Origin of the sequence: Streptomyces sp. NPDC006265, from assembly GCF_040613555.1 — a bacterium.
GTDB lineage: Bacteria > Actinomycetota > Actinomycetes > Streptomycetales > Streptomycetaceae > Streptomyces.
Map to the genome: position 1 here is coordinate 1 of NZ_JBEXSH010000074.1, position 18,310 is coordinate 18,310.

Consider the following 18,310-nt stretch of genomic DNA (forward strand, 5'->3'; position numbering starts at 1 on the left):
GGCCGGCCCCCGCCGACCTGCCCGCCGCCCAAGCGGCCCTGCTGGAGGAGCTGGAGTACGGGTCGCTGACGGTGCTGGAGGCCGCGGCCCTGCTGCGGCTGCCGGTCTCCGCGGTGCTGGTGCTGGCCGCCGACCTCCTCGACCGCGGCCTGGTCCTGGCCCGCGCGCCCATCCCGCCCGCCCGGCGTTTCGACCCCGACCTGCTGAAGAGAGTGGCCGATGGCCTCCGCGACCTCAAGCACCGTTGACGACCTTCCCGGCGCTGCGGACATCCACCTCCCCGACACCGCCCAGGACTTGGTGAAAATCCTGGTCACCGGGCCGTTCGGGGTGGGTAAGACCACCCTGATCCGGTCCGTCTCGGAGATCCGCCCCCTGCACACGGAGGAGCAGCTCACCGAGGCGTCCGCACAGGTCGACGACCTCGCCGGCGTACGGGACAAGTCGACCACCACGGTCGCCATCGACTTCGGCCGGATCAGCCTGCCGGGCGGCGTCGTGCTGTACCTCTTCGGCACGCCCGGCCAGGAGCGGTTCCGGTCGTTGTGGAACGACATCGCCTACGGGGCGCTCGGCGCGCTCGTCCTGGTGGACGCCCGCCGCATCGACGCCTCGTTCGACGTGCTGGGGCTGGTGGAGGAGACCGGGCTGCCGTACGCGGTCGCCTTCAACACCTTCCCGGACGCGCCCGGCCACCACACGCCCGCGCAGTTGCGCGCCGCCCTCGACCTGGAGCCCACGACCCCGATGGTGACGTGCGACGCGCGGGAGGCGAACTCCTCCATCGACGCCCTGCTCGCGCTGGTGCAGCACCTGATCGACCACCACCCCCCGGAGCCCCGGTGACCCATCCGTCCCCCGCCGAGCAGGCCTTCTCCCTCGCGGCGCCCGTGCGCCTCTGGGAGGAGGGTTTCGCCCGCGACCCGCATCCCTACTACGCCGCCCTGCGCGCCCACGGCCCCGTCGGCTGGGCGGAACTCGCCCCCGGTGTCCCGGCGTACGTCGTCACCGACCGGCGGGCGGCGCTGGAGTTGCTGCACGACACGGAGACGTTCTCGCACGATCCCCGGCCGTGGGAGGCGACCGTCCCCGACGACTCGCCGGTCCTCGGCATGATGCGCTGGCGGCCCAACACCCTGTTCGCGGACGGCGGCGCCCACCTGCGCTACCGCACCTCGCTGATCGACGCCTTCGACCTGGTGGAACCGCACGATCTGCGGGACCGGGTGCACAGGGCGGTGCACCTGCTGGTGAGCCGGATCGGGCCGCGCGGCGAGGCCGACCTGGTGGGCGACTTCACCCGGCCGCTGATGGCGCTAGTGTTCAACAGCCTGTTCGGGCTGCCGGACAGCGCGAGCGACCGGCTCGACGCCGCCCTGGGCAAGCTCATCGAGGGCGGCGCCCAGGCCGCCCAGGGCGAGGCCGAGTTCGGCGGGTACGTGCTGGAGCTGATCGCCGCCAAGAGCGAGCGGCGGGGCGACGACCTGCCGAGCTGGCTGCTGGACCATCCCGCGGGGCTGACCCCCCAGGAGGTCACCTGGCAGGTGTTCCTCACCCTCGGCGCGGGGCACGAGCCGACGGCCAACCTGGTGTCCAACGCGCTGTCCCGGATCCTCGGCAACCCGGCCTACTACTCGACGCTGACCAGTGGCGCCCGCCCCGTGACGGACGCGGTGCTGGAGGTCCTGCACCACGAGACGCCGCTCGCCAACTACGGCATCCACTACGCCCGTACGCCCCTCACCTTCCACGGCGTGTGGATCAGGGCCGCGGTGCCGGTGGTGATCTCCTACGGTGCGCTCGCCCAGGCCGCCGAGCGGGAGCGCGGCGCGGACCGCCACCCGTCGGACGCCTCGCACCTGTCCTGGTCGGCGGGCCCGCACGCCTGTCCGGTCAAGCAGCACACGCTGCTCATCGCCACCGAGGCGATCGAACGGCTCACCCAGTGGCTGCCCGACCTCGAACCCGTGCTGCCCCGCGAGCGCCTGACGTGGCGGCCCGGTCCGTTCCACCGCTCGCTGACGGCGCTGCCCGTCCGTTTCAGCCCCCGCACCCCCGACCAGCCAGGAGGACGACCGTGACCGTGACCGACCGCATCGCTCTGGACCCGTTCGGCGCCGACATCGCCGCCGAGAGCGCCCGGCTGCGCGCCCTCGGCCCGATCGTGCCCGTGAGCTGCCCGGCGGCATCCCCGCCTGGGCGCCCACGCGCTACGACACGCTCAAGGAGCTCATCCTCGATCCGCGGGTCAGCAAGGACCCGCGGCTGCACTGGCGGCTGTGGCCCGAGATCGGCGAACACCCCTCCTGGGGCTGGATCCTCGGCTGGGTCGGCGTGGTCAACATGCTCTCCACCTACGGCCCGGACCACACCCGGCTGCGCAAGCTCGTCGCACCCAGCTTCACGCACCGGCGCACCGAGGCGATGCGGCCCCGGGTGGAGGCGATCACAGCGGAGCTGCTGGCCGCGCTGGAGGCCGCCGACGGCGAGGTCGTGGACGTCAAGGAGGGGCTCGCCCATCCGCTGCCGATGCGGATGATCTGTGAACTGATGGGCGTGCCGGACGCGTTGCGGGAGGACACCGCCCGGCTCATCGCGGCCATCATGGACACCACCGACACGAGCCCGGAGCACGCGGCGTCCGTGCAGCGGCAGATCGGAACGGTGCTGCCCGCGCTGATCGCCCACCGGGCCGAGCACCCCGGGGACGACATCACGACCGAGCTGATCTCGGTCCGCGACGAGGACGGCGACCGGCTGAGCGACGAGGAACTGCTGTACACGCTGCTGCTGGTCATCGGCGCCGGGTTCGAGACCACCGTGAACCTCATCGGCAACGCGGTCGTGGCCCTGCTGCGCCGCCCCGAACAGCTGGCGGCCGTGCGCGCCGGTGAGATCGGCTGGGACGCTGTCGTGGACGAGACGCTGCGCGCCCACCCGTCGATCGCTTCGCTGCCGCTGCGGTTCGCCGTCACCGACCTCACCGTCTCGGATGTCACGATCCCGGCCGGCGACGCCATCATCACGACGTACGCCGCCGCGGGACTCGACCCCGAGCACTACGGGCCGGACGCCGACCGCTTCGATGCCGGGCGCGCCGCCGACGACCATCTGTCGTTCGGGATCGGCGTCCACCGCTGCATCGGGGCACCGCTGGCCCGGCTGGAGGCACTCACCGCGCTGCCCGCTCTGTTCGACCGGTTCCCCGGCCTGCGCCTGGCCGAGGAGGAGGGGGGCCTGCGGCAGGTGCCGTCGTTCATCGCGTTCGGCTGGCAGGAGATCCCGGTGCGGCTGCGGGGCTGACGCCACCGGGGGCAGGCCGCTTCGCAGGGCAGCGCGCGGGAGCGCGACCGGTCCCCCGTTCCGGTCGTGCCCCCGCGGTAGTTGAACTTACGTCCATGGCCGAGGGCTTGTGAACCGTGTCGATGCCCGCTACACGCTCAGCAGGACTCACCCGTGCACAGCCGAGTCCGGATGGTCCGGTTTCGTCCCGCCCGAACCAGGTCGACCGGTTGTCCAGGAGGCAAATTCCGGCTCAGGCGGAACGCCGGAAGTCCGGCACGTCGAGGTCGCCCACGGCCAGGTGCGCCAGCACGACCTCGTAAAGGTCGGTGCCCGCGGCGAGCAGTTGGCGCTCCAGGACGGGTTCGGCACTGCGGACGTGTTCGCGCACGGTCTGGGCGTGCACACCCAGGGCTTGCGCGGCCCGCTCGGCGTTTCCGCCGACGGCGATCCAGGTGCGCAGCGTCCGGCGCGGATTCCTCGCGTCGGCGTCCAGCCGGCCCAGCAGGTCCTGCGCCCAGGTGCGGACGCCGGGGCCGGACAGCAGGTCGGCGAGCCGCAGCCCCGGGTCGCCGGTGCCGTCGTCGAACCGGGCGTCGGTCAGTCCGATCTGGGTGTTGAGCGCCAGGTGGACGACCGCCCGGACCGTGAGGTCGGCGAAGTCGGTGCCGAGCAGGTTCTCGACGCGTTCCATTCGGGCGCGGACGGTGTTGCGGCTGACTCCGAGGACCTTGGCGGCGTTGACGGCGGTGAACTCCAGGCCGAGCCGGTTGGTGGCGAGGAGTTCGGCGCGGGTGTGGTGCGGCAGGGTGTCGAGCGGGCGCAGCACCCGGGACGTCCAGCCGCGCAGCGCCACCGGGTCCATGAGGCGCTCGGGGTGGGTGCGCTCGGCGTAGACGGCCGTCTTGTCGGGCCGGAAGTGGGCGACGGCCAGGGCGCTGACGGCCTGCCCGTAGGCCGTGGCGGTCCGGGCGAGGCTCTGCCGGACGCTGCCGCCGAGGAAGAGGTCCGGGTGCCGCCCCACCAGGGAACGCAGCGCGTCGCCCGTGGCCTCCCGGGGGCTGACGACGATCACATGCCCGTCCATGGCCGGGCAGCGCACGACCAGGGCGTCCTCCCGGGTGCTGTCCAGGCACTCCTCGGCGATGCGGTCGCGCAGGCCGGGAGCGGACTCCACGACGTACACGCACGCCGTGTCTGCGTCGAGCAGGCCGGGCCAGAGTCCGGCGGCGACGCGGCGGGCGGCGATGGTGTCCTCGACCATCAGCAGTTGCAGGATCGCCAGGCGCAGATCGGCGGTGGCCCGGCGCAGCCGGTGCCCGGCCGCGGTCGACTCGCCCGCCGTCAGCAGCAGCTCGATCACCTGGGCGGTGTGCGTGACGACCTCGGAGGCCCGCCGGTCGAAGGGGTCCTGCCGGGCGACGGCCAGCACGCAGGTGTGGGACGGGTGCTCCACCCTGACCAGGCGCAGGTGGCGCTCCCGGCTCTCCCAGGCCGCGGAGGCGAGCCGGCCGGCGGTGATGTCCGTGACCAGGTCCTCGTCCAGGGGGAGCCGGCTTCCGGCGACGAGGTTCCCGGCGGCGTCCTGCAGGGCCACGGTCGCACCCACGGTGCCGGCGAGCCAGGCGACGACCCTGCGGACATCGCGCCCTGCCGGGCGCAGGTGCTCGAGCAGTTCCTCCGCCCATGCCGGATCCGTGCCGGCCTGCGGCTCCCGCTGCCGGTTCCCGTCCTCTCGGCCTGTCACCTCGGCCTTTCCCTCGCTCCTCGCGCCGCCTCCGGCGCACCGGTCGGGGACGTTACCTCACGCCCCTGGGGCTCTCCCCCGGCCGAACCGCGGGGGCCCGCGTCCCCGGCCCGGCCCCCTGCACCGGGGACCCGCACCGGCGGCATAAGCTCGACGGATGGCGAAGTACTACGACGTGCACCCCGACAACCCCCAGCCCCGCACCATCGGCCAGATCGCCGACAGCATCCGTGCCGACGCTCTTGTCGCCTACCCCACGGACTCCTGCTACGCACTGGGCTGCCGTCTCGGCAGCCGTGACGGCATCGACCGGATCCGTACGATCCGCAAGCTGGACGACCGGCACCACTTCACCCTGGTGTGCCAGGACTTCGCGCAGCTCGGCCAGTTCGTGCGGATCGACAACGACGTGTTCCGCGCGATCAAGGCGTCGACGCCCGGCAGCTACACGTTCATCCTGCCCGCGACGAAGGAGGTGCCGCGCATGCTGCAGCACCCCAAGAAGAAGACGGTCGGCGTGCGCATCCCCGACCACGTCGTCACCCAGGCCCTGCTCGCGGAGCTCGGTGAGCCGCTGCTGTCCAGCACCCTGCTGCTGCCCGGCGAGGAGGAGCCGATGACGCAGGGCTGGGAGATCAAGGACCTCCTCGACCATGTGCTGGACGGGGTGGTCGACTCCGGTGACTGCGGCACCGAGCCGACGACGGTCGTCGACTTCTCCGGCGGGGAGGCCGAGATCGTGCGGCACGGCGCGGGCGACGCCTCCCGGTTCGAGTAGGCGGTAAAGCGGGAACCAAGGGTCGTTCACGGTTCAACCACATGCCGGGGGTGGGCGAAATGACCCCGGAACGGGCGTGCCACGATGACCTTGATCCGCCCGGTCACGCACGCGGACGGGTTCCTGACCCCACCCCCGCAGAGAGGCAGCCCAGCCATGACCGCCGTACAGGGAACCGCCGTCGACATCCCCACCGCGGACGGCACCGCCGACGCGTATCTGGCCCACCCCGACGACGGGGGCGCCCACCCGGCCGTCCTGGTCTTCATGGACGCCTTCGGCCTGCGCCCGCAGCTGCGGTCCATGGCCGACCGACTGGCCGCCGAGGGCTACACGGTCCTGGTGCCGAACGTGTTCTACCGGCACGGTCGCGCCCCGCTGTTCGACCTGCCCGAGTTCATCGACCCGGGGGCGCGCCCGGAGATATTCGAGCGCATCGTCCCGGTCATGCAGGCCCTGACGCCCGGCCTGGCGATGCGGGACGCCGGCGCCTGTCTGAGCTGGCTGGACGGGCACCCGGCCGTGGCCGACGGCCCGGTCGCGCTGACCGGCTACTGCATGGGCGCCCGCCTCTCGCTGCTCACCGCCGGCACCTACCCGGATCAGGTCGCCGCCGCGGCCGGATTCCACGGCGGGCGGCTTGCCACGGACACCCCCGACAGCCCTCACCTGGTGGCCGGCAAGGTCACCGCCGAGCTGTACTTCGGCCACGCCGACCAGGACCCCTCCCTGTCCGAGGAGCAGATCCAGCGACTGGAGGAGGCCCTGACGTCCGCCGGCGTCCGCCACCGGTGCGAGGTGTACACGGGCGCGCCCCACGGCTTCACGCAGGCCGACACCGCGTCGTACCACCAGGAGGGCGACGAGCGGCACTGGTCGGCGCTGCTCGACCTGCTGAAGCGCACATTCTGACCCCAATCGACTCCCCTGGACCGGAAGTTGACGGCCTACCGACGGTAAGGGCTTGCTCTCTCGCGATCCCTGCGCGTAGACCTTGCTGAGAACCAGCCATGACTCGGGGGGAGTTGGCTCATGGACGGCACGATCGACGGGTTCCGCTACGGTGCGTTGACCCCGGTGGCGGCCTATCTGATGGCTTGTCTGGGAGGGGCGCTGGGGCTGCGATGCGTCGTGCGCTCGCTGCTCAACACGCAGTCGTGGAAAGCGGGCTGGCTGGCGTTAGGCGCCGCCTCCATCGGATGCGGCATCTGGACGATGCACTTCATCGCCATGATCGGCTTCCATGTGGAGGAGACCCGGGTCCGGTACGACGCGGCCACGACGGTGCTCAGTCTCGTCGTGGCCGTCGCCGTGGTGGGCGTCGGCGTGTTCATCGTCGGCCACCGCGGCACGGGCGGCGTCACGCTGGCGGTCGCCGGTGCGATCACCGGACTCGGCGTGGCGGGCATGCACTACCTGGGCATGGCGGCGATGCGGCTGAACGGCGAGGTCGGTTACGACCCGGTCGGTGTCGCGCTGTCCGTGCTGATCGCCGTCGGCGCCGCGACCGCCGCGCTGTGGTCGGCCGTCACCATCCGCGGCTTCCTGACGAGCCTCGGGGCGAGCCTGGTGATGGGCGTGGCGGTGTCCGGGATGCACTACACGGGCATGGCCGCCGTCAGCGTCCATGTGCACGACTCGACCGGCGGGACATGGGCGGGCGACTCCCCCACGTCCCTGCTGCTTCCGATGCTGCTGGGGCCGGTGGTCTTCCTGCTGCTGGCCGGGGTCGTGGTGATGTTCGATCCGCTGCTGGTGCTGGGCGAGCGGTCGCCGGCACCCCGGCCGGACGCCACGGCCGCCAACTCGACAGCCGGGCACCGCCCTTCGTGGCGCGCGTCGGCCTCACCGACGCACAAGCGGTGAGCGGCCCGCCTGCGGACGGCGCATAGACCGATTGTTACGGTGCACCGGTGTCTGACTCCTCACGCGATACCGCCGAAGGCGCCGGCTGGGGGGCCGGCGAACCGGGCGCGTACCGGCGGCTGATGCCGCCGAAGGTCGAGAAGATCTCCTGGTGGGACCCGAAGATGCTGTGGGTCGCCCGCAACGGCGTGCTGGCCTCCTGGTTCGGGGACCCGACCGGCCGGACGCGCAGCCGGTGGGTGGCGCAGCGGGCGGCCTCCGGCGCACCGGCCGACAAGGTGATGCGGCGCGACGACCCGGACCGGTTCTCGTTCCTGGTGATCGGTGACACCGGCGAGGGCGACGACCCGCAGTACGCGGTCGTGCCGGGCTTTCTGAAGACCGGTCAGGACTCCCGGTTCGCCGTGCTGGCCAGTGACGTGATCTACCCGGTGGGCAGCGCGGACGACTACGACACCAAGTTCTTCCGCCCGTACCAGGACTACCGGGCGCCGATCTACGCGATACCATCACGACTGGTACGAGGACCTCGGCGGCTTCATGCGCGTCTTCTGCGACGACGCCCCGCCCCTGCCGCCCGAACCCCGGCCGCGCGCGCTCACCCGGGCCTGGCTGCGCTCGCTGCTGTGGCACCGGCCGCACCCGGACGCGGGGCAACACCTGGCCGAGGCACGCAAGGTGCGCTCCGCCCCCGAGCAACAGGCCGTGCAGCCGGGCCCGGCTCTGGGCTGGCAACCGGGCACGTAGACCGCCCCGTCAGGTCACCAGTGGCCCGGGCCGGTCCCAGTGATCGGCTCCGACTGCGCGCCGTCCACCCCGACGGGCACGTCCCCCGCGAGCATCACCCGGTGCATGATCCGCGGATGGTCGAGGTGGGCGGTGTCGCCGGGGGCCAGATGCATGGTGGCGCGGTTGTCCCAGAACGCCACGCTGCCCGGCTCCCAGCGGAAGCGGACCGTGTACTCGGGACGTACCGCCTGCTCCAGCAGCATCTCCAGGATCGCGGCGCTCTCGGGCCGGGAGAGGCCGGCGATCTGCTCGAGGTAGTAGCCGTTGACGTACAGGATCCGCTCCCCCGTCTCCGGGTGGACGCGCACCAGAGGGTGCAGGGAGGCGACCTGACGGTCGAGCAGGTGGCGGACGTAGGCGTCGTCGCCGGGACGGGGCTGGTAGCCGACGCCGAGCCGGTGTTCGGCCCGCAGTCCGTCGACGAACTGCCGCAGCGGCGCGGAGAGTCCGGCGTACGCCGCCGCCAGGTTCGACCAGGTGGTGTCGCCGCCGTACGGCGGTACGGTCTCGGCGCGCAGGATCGTCGCGGCGGGCGGGTCGACGCGAGCGCCGTGGTCGCAGTGCCAGCCGCGCAGCAGCGTGTGCCGACGGCGCCGCAGCCACTCGTCGTGCTCCATGCCGAACCGCCCGCCCAGCTCCAACCGGTCGGCCGTCGTCTCGATCTCGGGGAAGTCCGGGGGCGAGGCCTTGCCACGCCGGGGCAGCTCCACGATCTCGCCGAACCGGCGCGCGAACGCCACGTGCCCGGCGTGGTCCAGCCGCTGCCCCCGGAAGAACACCACCTTCCACCGCAGCACCGCCGCCCTGATCTCGGCGACCACGGCGTCGTCGAGATCACCGGCCAGATCGACCCCGCTGATCTCGGCCCCGATGTACCCGGCGACCGGTTTCACCTCCAACCCGGCCTTCAGCGCCGCCTCGTCCGTCATCCCGCTGTCCGTCGTCATGAGCGCTCCGCTGGTCGTGGGGCGTGGTCAGGCCTTCCCGAAGATCGTGACAGCGATCTCCACCGAGGGCGACCATGCCTCGGCGAGACGGTCGGGGCGAGAAGGAATACCGGTCGAGCCGGGCGGGCCTCCGTCGGAAGCGTCGGGCTCCATGACCTTGCCGGACCTGCCGGCGGCCTTTCGCGACAAGGAGCAGCGCGGGTGTGTCCGCGGGTGATCCACGACCGGCTCGCCGACGATCGCGGCCAGCAGGAGTGCCGCTGCCTCATGCGGTTGTGGTGGCAACTGGGCATGCGCTACCGGGAGGTGACGCTCGACCGGCTCAGGGCGAACCCCGGCGAGGGCACACCAAGGCTCGTCGAGGAGCTGATCGGCGCCGTGCGCACCTCTCACGAAGCGATCGACGACCGGGTCGAGGCGGTGGAGGGTTCCCGGCCCGTCGTGCGGGACCGCGGCTTCGAGCAGACCGGGGCACTGCTGCGCGGGAACGTCCGCCCTACACCTTGAACTCGCGGATCACGGTGTTCCGGAACACCGCCTTCCCGTCCACCGTGAACAGCGCGAGCCCCGTGTCGACCAGGTATGGAAAGGCCGCCGACGAGTGCACGTACCGGCCGTCGTCCACGAACATCTCCACGGAAGTGCGGTCGACCAGGATGCGCAACCGCACCGCCCGCCGGGCCGGGTCGAACGGGCTGTGGCTCTCCTGCCATCGGCCCGTCATGTCGGGCGACACGGTGGGGCGGCGGTTGAGGTAGGCGTAGTCGCGGTGGACACCCGCGTCGATGTGCCGGACGCCGTCCGGGGAGCGCCGCAGTTGCACCCCCGCACCCGTGAGCTGGTCCCAGGTGATCTCGCAGATCAGCTCGTAGGCGGTGCCCCGGTAGTCGAGCAGGCGCGTGCCCTCGACCTCCAGATCGCCCAGCGTCACCGTGCGGGAGACGTACCGGTCGAGCGCGGTGACCGGCCGGGACGCCAGGAAGTACGTGCCGTCACTCCCGCGCTTCAGTGTGATCTCGCGGACGATCGAGTCGGTGCCGTTGAAACCGTCGCCGTCGATCGTGGGCGTGATGTGGGCGTAGTCCCAGTTGTTCAGCCAGCCGATCGCGTAGCGGCCGCTCTCGTCGAGGGTGCCGTCGGTGCCGTGCTTGTCGAAGGTGACAGCGCCGTACCAGTCCCAGCCGTAGTCGAGCCACTGGGGATCGGTCGCGTCGGCGGTGAAGGCACTGCCGTCGAAGGAACCCGTCCAGTACGCGTACGTGTTGGGCAGCCCGGCGCCCTTGCCGTTGGCGCTCACCCCGAGCACCCACTTCACCGTGCCGTCCCCGGCGCGGACCCGGAACAGGTCGGGGCACTCCAGCACGCCGATACCGCCCTTGACGAACCCGCTCACGTACGTCCAGGACTTGAGGTCGGCGGAGTGGTAGAAGCCCACCTTGTCGTTCTCGGCGAGGGTCATCACCCACCGGTGGTGCTCCTCGTCGCGGATCACCTTCGGGTCGCGGAAGTCACGCACGCCGGGATTGGGCAGCACCGGGCCGGTGCCGTGCGGGGTGAAGGTGCGACCGCCGTCGGTGGAGTAGTACAGGTACTGCGCCTGGTCGGCGGGGCCGTCGTGCGGTGACATCGTGGCCAGCACGACGACCGCCCCCACCCCGAAGCCGGCCGTGTCGTGCGTGTCCACCACCGCCGAACCCGACCAGACGTCGCCGTTGGACGTGGTGTCCTTGGGCACGGCGATGCCCCGGTCGGTGAAGGAGACCAGGTCGGTGCTGGTGGCCAGGCGCCAGGCCGTGCCGATCTCACCGGCGAGGTAGTCGGCGTTGTGCAGGTAGTAGTAGTGGTAACTGCCGTCGATCCAGACAGGCCTCTGCGGGTCGTTCTTCCACTGCTCGGGGACGGTGAAGTGGTACCCGGCGCGGTAGCTCGCCCGGGCCGTCCGGGCCGCGGCCGGTACCGCGGCCGGCAGCAGCGCACCGGCCGCGCTCACGGCCGAACCGGCGAGCAGCGCTCTCCTGGTGATCCTGCCCATCACACACCTCGTCCCTCTCCTCGGAAACTGCGGCTCATGGGATCAGGACTTTCGGACCTAACTCGTTAAAGGTCAAGTGCTCGCATGCCTTGACAGGCCCGTTCCGCACTCACATCATCTGGGGCATCAATCCACGGCTAACACGAGTTAGGCCCACACACGATGACCAACTCGCACCTCACCCGCCGCACACTGCTGCGGTACGGCGCCTATGGCGCGGGAGCCGCCGCCCTGGCCGGCACCGCCGCGAGCTGGGACCGGCTCACCGGAGCCGACATCCCCGGCCGGGACGACGGCTCCCTCGTCGTCGCCACGCTGGGCCCCGCCTACGGACCGGAGGCCATCCGCACGCTCCAGGACGGCTTCGCAGAGCAGCACCCCGACATCAAGCTCCGGATCAGCGCCGTCCAGGCCGTCGACTGGTCGGACTTCTTCGCGAAGATCCTCACCCAGGTCGCCGCGGGCACCGCCCCCGACCTCGTCTACGTCGCCACCGAGGGCGTGCAGTTGTTCGCGCAGCGGCTCGGGGTGGCCCTGGACAAGTGGGTGAAGCGGGACGCGGCCGAATTGAAGGAGTACTTCAGCGACGTCCACCCCTCGCTGGTGGAGTCGATGATGTACGAGGGCAGCCTCCACCAGCTGCCGGTGGAGTTCAACGCGGCCGACATGTACTTCAACCGCCAGGTACTGCGCCGGGCGGGCGCGGATTTCCCGCCGGCCGACTGGACCCGTGACGACTTCACGGCACTGCTGCGGGGCATGAAGAAGTCGAGCGGCTCCCGCTTCACGCCGTACTTCTGGACCAACCGGCTCTGGGGCGGCGTGGTGCCCTGGCTGTTCGCGAACGACACCAACCTGCTCACCGAGTCCAAGGCACCCGGCGGCGACTGGCTGTGGGACGGCTTCTATCCGCCCGGACAGCGCAAGGGCCGCGGCGGTGGCTTCCGCTGGACGGCGCCGCAGGCCACGCACGACCGGGTGGAGGAGGTCTACGACTATCTCGCCTCCCTGATCCAGGACGGCCTGTGCACCCGCCCCGAGGGCGGCAACGGCCAGAACCTCATCGGCGTGTTCTCCACCGGCCGGGTCGGCGTCACCCCGGCGGGCGGCTTCTGGGCGGGCGGACTGCACCTGGCCGGCATGGAGCGGGACGGGTTCGACGTGCAGTACTTCCCGCGCTGGCGCACCCAGCGCATGCAGTACGGCGCCGCGGGCTACGCGCTGCTGCGCACGTCGAAGATGCAGGACGAGGCGTGGGAGTTCATCAAGTACGCCGCCCGCAAGGACACCCTGGAGCGGCTGTTCGCCACGAACCAGACGACCCCGGCCCGCCGCTCGCTGCTGACCGCCGGCCGCTACGCGAGGACCGGCCCGGCCCACTGGCCGGTCTTCTACGACACCCTCGACCGGTTCCCCGACACGGGGCCGATCCCGGCGCCGCCGCAGGTCGCCGAGGTCGAGGAGGTGCTGCTGAAGCACACCGGCACGGCCCTGGCCTCCGCGCGTTCGGTGCGTCCCGCGCTGCGCCGGATGCAGGGCGATCTGGAGAAGGCCATGGAGCGTGACGTATGACGAACACCCAGATACCGCCCGCGCGTGCCGAGCGCCCCCCGGTCCCGCCGGCCCCGGCCCCGAAGGGCCCCTCGGCCCGTGACCGCGGCACCCGGCTGCTGGCCACGCTGTTCCTGGCCCCGACGATCGTCGGCATCGTGGTCTTCACGGTCGTGCCCATCGTCGGCTCGGTGATCCTGAGCCTGTTCCACTGGAACGTCATCGACTCGCCGTCCTACGCCGGGCTCTCCAACTACGGGGAGGTGTTCGGCGACGAGACCGTGCTGGTCTCCTTCCGCAACACCCTGCTCTTCATGGTGTTCGCGGTGGCGCTGCAACTGTTCGTCGCGCTGGCCCTCGCGCTGACGCTCAGCGGGCGGATGCCGGTGTGGTTGCGGTCGGTGTTCCGCTCAGCGTTCTTCTTCCCGCTGGTGCTGTCCGCCGCGTCGATCTCGGTGGTGATGAAGTACCTGTTCAACCAGGACTTCGGGGTGATCAACTGGCTGCTCGGCTTCGTCGGGATCGCGCCGGTGCCGTGGCTGACGTCGGAGAACGCGGCGATGGCGACGGTGGTCCTGGTCTACGTCTGGCAGCAGTTCGGCTTCTCGTTCCTGCTGTTCGTCGGCGGGCTGAACAACATCCCGAAGGAGATCCACGAGGCCGCGGCCCTCGACGGCGCGACGGGCCTGCGCAAGCACCTGACCGTCACGCTGCCGCTGCTCTCGCCGACGCTGCTGGTCGCCTCCGTCGTCGGCATCATCAACGCCCTCCAGGTCTTCGAGCAGCCGTACGTCCTCACCAACGGCGGTCCCGGCGACTCCACCCGCACGGTCGTGATGGTCATCTACGAGACGGCGTTCGAGCAGCTGCGCTTCGGCGAGGCGTCCGCGGTGGGTGTGCTGCTGTTCGTGCTGATCATGGCGGTCACCGCCCTCCAGTTCCGGCTCAGCCGGCGTTTCGTCCACTACCAGTGAGCCGGGTGAGTCCTCCCATGAGCCAAGCAACCCTCTCCTACAGCCGTGTGCGGCACGGTCTCGCGCCGTGGGCGCGGATCGCCGGCCTGGCCGTGTGCGCGCTGCTCACCCTCGGCCCGGTGGTGTGGACGGTGTCCACCTCGCTGCGCATCCCCGCCGAGGCGTTCGACCTCCCGCCGCAGCTCATCCCGTCGAACCCCTCCACCGAGGCCTACCGCGGGGTCTTCGACCAGATCGACGTCTGGCTGCTGGCGCTGAACTCCACGCTGGTCACGGCGTTGATCGCCGTCGGCCAGATGATCACGGCGGGTCTGGCCGGATACGCCTTCGCCCGGCTGGAGTTCCCCTTCAAGAAGCCGCTGTTCGGTCTGGTGCTGGCGACGATGATGGTGCCGTTGCAGGTCACCATCGTGCCGGTGTTCCTGGTGCTGAAGTCGATGAGTCTGACCGACACCCTGCTCGGACTGATCATCCCGGCCTTCCCGACCGCGTTCGGCACATTCCTGATGCGCCAGTACTTCCTCGGCATGCCCAAGGACCTGGGCGAGGCGGCGATGCTGGACGGGGCCGGGCCCTGGCGGACCTTCCGGTCGGTGTACGCCCCGCTGGCAGCACCCGGCCTCGCGATCGTCGGAGTCCTGGCCTTCAACTACCACTGGAACGAGTTCTTCCGCCCGCTGATCCTCGAGACGTCGGGCCAGAACTACACGTTGCCGCTGGGGCTGGTCTCCCTCCAGGGCAACCTCGGCACCGGTTCCATCTCCGTGGTGCTCGCCGGTGTCGTCCTCTCCATGATCCCCGCCGTCGCCGTGTTCGTCGTCGGCCAGCGCCCTCTGCGTGAGGGCATCACGTCCGCAGGAGTCAACCGTTGAGCCTCGCCGCTCCCCCGCACGACCCCCACGCCCCGCGTTTCCGGGTCCGCCCGCCCGCCAACTGGATGAACGACCCCAACGGCCCCTTCCGCTGGCGCGGCCGCCACCACCTCTTCTACCAGCACAACCCGGACGCCCCGGTGCACGCCAACGTCCACTGGGGCCATGCCTCCAGCGCCGACCTCGCGCACTGGGAGCACCATCCGATCGCGCTCACCCCCACCCCGGGCGGCCCGGACGAGGCGGGCTGCTGGTCGGGGTGCACGGTCGACGACGGGGGCGTGCCGACGGCCGTCTACACCGGGGTCGACCAGAACCACACCGGGCTCGGCGCGATCTGCCTGGCCCGGGCGGCGGACCCGGACGATCCCGCGCTGACCGAGTGGACGCCGCGGCCCGTCCCGGTGGTCACGGGCCCGCCCGAGGGTCTTGACGTGGTGATGTTCCGCGACCCGTTCGTCTTCCGGCACGAGGGGCGGCGCTGGGCGCTGGTCGGCGCGGGGCACGCGGACGGTACCCCGTCGGTCCTCCTCTACGACTGCGACGACCTGACCGACTGGCGGTTCGCGGGTGTGCTGCTGGACGGCCACGACCCGGCCGCCCGGGCCGTGTTCGGTGGCCGGGCGACCGGCTGGGAGTGCCCGCAGTTGTACGCCGCGCGGGGCGGCGAATGGGTGCTCGTGGTGTCCCTGTGGGACGGCCACCCGTGGACCACGGGCTATCTCACGGGCCGTCTGGGCACGGACCTGCGCTTCACCACGCGCACGGGCGGCCTGCTCGACCACGGCCGTGACTTCTACGCCCCCGCCGTGCTCCAGGAACCGGACCGCGCCCTGATGTGGGGCTGGTCGTGGGAGGCCCGCGAGCAGGGCGAGGCCGACTGGGCCGGTGTCCTCACCGCTCCCCGTGTCGTCGACGTCCATCCGGACGGGGCGCTGCGGGTGTCCCCGGCGCCGGAGCTGCACCGGCTGCGGGCCGCCGAGCCGTTCGTCACCGCCCCGGGCCGGGCCGTACTGCCGGCGGCCTACGACCTGACGGTCAGCGCCCGCGCCCACACCACGGTGAGTCTGCTGAGGTCGGCCGCGGGCGCCGAGCTGACGGTCGCCCTGGATCCGGACGCGGGCACGGTGACGCTGAACCGGGACGGCTGGCCCCGCGAGGAGGCCGCGGCACCGGTCGTCGTCCCGGTGCCGCCGGGCGAGGAGCTCACCCTGCGCGTCCTCGTCGACGGTTCGCTGTACGAACTGTTCGTGGACGACCGGGCCACAGCCACCGAGCGCGTCTACGAACGCGCGGACGACACCAGGGAGTTGAGCGTGACGCCCGGCGCGTCCGTCACCGGATGGGCGCTGGTCCCACCGACGAACGGCTGATCACCGGGCAGGCCAGGCGCCGCACCGTGGCGGGCGGCGTCCGGCCGGTGGCGAGGGAGTCGAGGAGCAGCCGCGCGGCGACCTCCCCCATCTCCCGGTGGGGCAGCGCGACCGTGGTGAGGGGCGGCGCGAGGTGGGCGGCCATGTGCTCCTGGTCGTCGTAACCCACCACCGACAGGTCGCCGGGGACGGTGATGCCGAGCCGGGTCGCGGCGTGCAGGACGCCCGCCGCGACCCGGTCGTTGTAGGCGAAGATCCCGGTGGGCCTGAGCTCGGGCGCGGCGTTGTCGAGGAGTTCGGCGACCGCGGCGTCCTCCTTGTCCGGGTCGCCTCCGGAGTCGATGGTGAGGACCAGGTGCTCGCCCGCCCAGGCCGTGTCCATGGCGCCGCGCAGCAGCCGTCCGGCGAACGGGGAGGAGGCGATCTCGTCGGTGACCAGGCCGATCACGGCCGTACGGCTGCGGCGCAGGCCGCGGGCGACGGGGTCGGGCCGGTAGCCAAGCTGGGTGGCGGCCTGCCGGATGCGTTCCTGGGTCGCGGGCGAGAGGTTGCCGGCGGCCCGGCCGTTGAAGACGAAGGACACGGCGGTGTGCGACACGCCTGCGAGCCGTGCGACGTCCCGCGAGGTGGGTCGTCCCGATCCCGTCGCCGGCTTCTCCTCGGCGCTGCCCATGCCGTCCGCCGCCTTCCTCCCCCACCCGTCCGGTTGATCATTGCTCACCCTATCCGTGACGCTGGAGGGACGACACAGTCAACGGGAAGGTCCGATGGTGATCAGCATCGCGACACACACGCTCAACGACGGGACGACGCTCCCCGCCCTGGGCCTGGGGACCTGGCCGCTCGGCGACGACGAGGCGCAGCAGGCGGTGCTCTCGGCTCTGGAGGCGGGCTACCGTCTGATCGACACGGCGACGAACTACCGCAACGAGACGGGGGTCGGCCGCGGTGTGGCCTCCGGCGTGGTGCCGCGCGAGGAGATCGTCGTGACGACGAAGCTCCCCGGCCGGCACCACGGCTACGAGGAGACCCTCGCGTCCTTCGAGGAGTCGCGGGCCCGCCTGGGCCTGGAGTACGTCGACCTGTACCTGATCCACTGGCCACTGCCGCGCGTGGACCGGTACGTCGACTCCTGGAAGGCCATGATCAAGCTGCGTGAGGAAGGACTCGTGCGGTCGATCGGCGTCTCCAACTTCACGGCCGGGCACATCGAGCGGCTGGAGAAGGAGACCGGGGTGCTGCCATCGGTCAACCAGATCGAGCTGCATCCCCTGCTGCCGCAGGACGACCTGCGCGCCTTCCACGCGGGCAAGGGCATCGTCACCGAGAGCTGGAGCCCGCTGGGCCGGGGCACGCCCCTGCTGGAGGACCCCGCCGTGGCGCGGATCGCCGAGGCGCATGGGGTGTCGCCGGGGCAGGTCGTGCTGCGCTGGCACACGCAGCTGGGGGCGGTACCGATCCCGAAGTCGGCGAATCCCGAGCGGCAGCGCGCCAACCTCGACGTCTTCGGCTTCGAGCTGGGCGAGGACGAGATGCGGGCCGTCGCGGACCGTGAGCGGCGGCGGGTCGGCGGGGACCCCGAGGTGCACGAGGAGTTCTGACGGGTACCCGGGGCGCCCACGAGGCGAGAAGGAGCCGCAGGTGGCTGAGCGGGACCGGCTGCGGGACTACCGCGGCAAGCGCGACTTCGACTGGACCGGCGAGCCCCGGGGACGCGGTGCGTCCGCCGGGGACCGGCCCCGGTTCGTGGTGCAGATCCACGACGCGAGCACGATGCACTTCGACTTCCGCTTGCAGGTGGACGACGTGCTGAAGTCCTGGTCGGTCCCGAAGGGCCCCTCGGCCGACCCGAAGGACAAGCGACTGGCCGTGCCCACGGAGGACCATCCGCTGGAGTACGAGGAGTTCGAGGGCGTGATCCCCCGCGGCGAGTACGGCGGCGGCACGGTGATCGTCTGGGACCACGGCACGTACGAACCGCTGAGCCACGACCGCGAGGGCCGGCCCGTCGACTTCCTCAAGATGAGCCGCGCGTGGCCCGAGGGGGAGTGGGCCGACACCGAGGAGCGCCTGCGCGAGCGGAGCCTTCTCGACGGTGA

General features: G+C 71.7%; 17 protein-coding genes and 2 pseudogenes. 15 read left to right on the top strand and 4 right to left on the bottom strand.

Translation table 11 applies throughout. The annotated features are described in order from the left end of the window. The 4 genes and pseudogenes from ABZ281_RS09375 to ABZ281_RS09390 all read left to right on the top strand — a co-directional run. Positions 1 to 248: DUF742 domain-containing protein (locus tag ABZ281_RS09375; protein WP_356653707.1), on the top strand; the 248-nt coding region annotated here is incomplete at its 5' end. Then, a complete protein-coding gene (locus ABZ281_RS09380; protein WP_356653709.1) occupies positions 220 to 846 on the top strand; it encodes an ATP/GTP-binding protein in 627 nt (208 codons plus the stop codon). The genes ABZ281_RS09375 and ABZ281_RS09380, both read left to right, overlap by 29 nt. Beyond that, positions 843 to 2,081, top strand: coding sequence for a cytochrome P450 (locus ABZ281_RS09385; protein ID WP_356653711.1), 1,239 nt, complete (start codon positions 843 to 845; stop codon positions 2,079 to 2,081). Before ABZ281_RS09380 ends, ABZ281_RS09385 begins: the two co-directional genes overlap by 4 nt. Next, positions 2,078 to 3,303, top strand: a pseudogene (locus tag ABZ281_RS09390) (cytochrome P450). The gene ABZ281_RS09385 and the pseudogene ABZ281_RS09390 overlap by 4 nt, the downstream one beginning before the upstream one ends. 232 nt (positions 3,304 to 3,535) lie before the next feature. On the opposite strand, the gene ABZ281_RS09395 reads toward ABZ281_RS09390, so the two are convergent. Beyond that, positions 3,536 to 5,029, bottom strand: coding sequence for a helix-turn-helix domain-containing protein (locus ABZ281_RS09395; RefSeq protein WP_356653713.1), 1,494 nt, complete (start codon positions 5,027 to 5,029; stop codon positions 3,536 to 3,538). 157 nt (positions 5,030 to 5,186) lie between these two features. Between ABZ281_RS09395 and ABZ281_RS09400 the strand changes: the two genes are divergently transcribed. The 4 genes and pseudogenes from ABZ281_RS09400 to ABZ281_RS09415 form a co-directional block, all read left to right on the top strand. After that, positions 5,187 to 5,807, top strand: coding sequence for an L-threonylcarbamoyladenylate synthase (locus ABZ281_RS09400; RefSeq protein ID WP_200839515.1), 621 nt, complete (start codon positions 5,187 to 5,189; stop codon positions 5,805 to 5,807). A gap of 156 nt (positions 5,808 to 5,963) precedes the next feature. Further along, positions 5,964 to 6,719: a dienelactone hydrolase family protein gene (locus tag ABZ281_RS09405; RefSeq protein WP_356653715.1), complete on the top strand. Its 756-nt coding sequence runs from the start codon at positions 5,964 to 5,966 to the stop codon at positions 6,717 to 6,719. A 120-nt stretch (positions 6,720 to 6,839) separates the two neighbouring features. Then, positions 6,840 to 7,673 carry an MHYT domain-containing protein gene (locus tag ABZ281_RS09410; RefSeq protein WP_356653717.1) on the top strand — a complete coding sequence of 278 codons (834 nt, stop codon included), beginning with the start codon at positions 6,840 to 6,842 and terminating at the stop codon, positions 7,671 to 7,673. Between the two features lie 47 nt (positions 7,674 to 7,720). Further along, positions 7,721 to 8,393, top strand: a pseudogene (locus tag ABZ281_RS09415) (metallophosphoesterase); the annotation flags it as partial. A 41-nt stretch (positions 8,394 to 8,434) separates the two neighbouring features. Here ABZ281_RS09415 and ABZ281_RS09420 read toward each other — a convergent pair. Continuing rightward, on the bottom strand, positions 8,435 to 9,409 hold the full coding sequence (locus ABZ281_RS09420; RefSeq protein ID WP_356653720.1) for a TauD/TfdA family dioxygenase: 975 nt from the start codon (positions 9,407 to 9,409) through the stop codon (positions 8,435 to 8,437). 201 nt (positions 9,410 to 9,610) lie between these two features. Between ABZ281_RS09420 and ABZ281_RS09425 the strand changes: the two genes are divergently transcribed. Next, entirely contained in the window at positions 9,611 to 9,916 is a 306-nt protein-coding gene (locus tag ABZ281_RS09425) for a hypothetical protein (protein WP_356653722.1), read from the top strand. On the opposite strand, the gene ABZ281_RS09430 is transcribed toward ABZ281_RS09425, so the two are convergent. Next, positions 9,906 to 11,441 (bottom strand): GH32 C-terminal domain-containing protein, encoded by a 1,536-nt coding sequence (locus ABZ281_RS09430; RefSeq protein WP_356653724.1) that lies wholly within the window; start codon positions 11,439 to 11,441, stop codon positions 9,906 to 9,908. The genes ABZ281_RS09425 and ABZ281_RS09430 overlap by 11 nt on opposite strands. A 162-nt stretch (positions 11,442 to 11,603) precedes the next feature. Between ABZ281_RS09430 and ABZ281_RS09435 the strand changes: the two genes are divergently transcribed. The 4 genes from ABZ281_RS09435 to ABZ281_RS09450 are packed head-to-tail and all read left to right on the top strand — an operon-like array spanning position 11,604 to position 16,211. Beyond that, positions 11,604 to 13,013, top strand: a complete 1,410-nt coding sequence (locus ABZ281_RS09435) for an extracellular solute-binding protein (RefSeq protein WP_356653726.1) — start codon at positions 11,604 to 11,606, stop codon at positions 13,011 to 13,013. Continuing rightward, on the top strand, positions 13,010 to 13,966 hold the full coding sequence (locus ABZ281_RS09440) for a sugar ABC transporter permease (protein WP_356653728.1): 957 nt from the start codon (positions 13,010 to 13,012) through the stop codon (positions 13,964 to 13,966). The genes ABZ281_RS09435 and ABZ281_RS09440 overlap by 4 nt, the downstream gene beginning before the upstream one ends. A 17-nt stretch (positions 13,967 to 13,983) precedes the next feature. Further along, positions 13,984 to 14,838 (top strand): carbohydrate ABC transporter permease, encoded by an 855-nt coding sequence (locus tag ABZ281_RS09445; protein ID WP_356653730.1) that lies wholly within the window; start codon positions 13,984 to 13,986, stop codon positions 14,836 to 14,838. Then, positions 14,835 to 16,211 carry a glycoside hydrolase family 32 protein gene (locus ABZ281_RS09450; protein ID WP_356653732.1) on the top strand — a complete coding sequence of 459 codons (1,377 nt, stop codon included), beginning with the start codon at positions 14,835 to 14,837 and terminating at the stop codon, positions 16,209 to 16,211. Before ABZ281_RS09445 ends, ABZ281_RS09450 begins: the two co-directional genes overlap by 4 nt. On the opposite strand, the gene ABZ281_RS09455 is transcribed toward ABZ281_RS09450, so the two are convergent. After that, positions 16,174 to 16,884 (bottom strand): LacI family DNA-binding transcriptional regulator, encoded by a 711-nt coding sequence (locus tag ABZ281_RS09455; RefSeq protein ID WP_356653736.1) that lies wholly within the window; start codon positions 16,882 to 16,884, stop codon positions 16,174 to 16,176. The genes ABZ281_RS09450 and ABZ281_RS09455 overlap by 38 nt on opposite strands. A gap of 97 nt (positions 16,885 to 16,981) precedes the next feature. Between ABZ281_RS09455 and ABZ281_RS09460 the strand changes: the two genes are divergently transcribed. Then, positions 16,982 to 17,812 (top strand): aldo/keto reductase, encoded by an 831-nt coding sequence (locus tag ABZ281_RS09460; protein ID WP_356653738.1) that lies wholly within the window; start codon positions 16,982 to 16,984, stop codon positions 17,810 to 17,812. Positions 17,813 to 17,852: 40 nt separating this feature from the next. Further along, positions 17,853 to 18,310, top strand: a 458-nt coding sequence (locus tag ABZ281_RS09465) for a DNA polymerase ligase N-terminal domain-containing protein (protein ID WP_356653734.1), incomplete at its 3' end; no start/stop codon positions are given.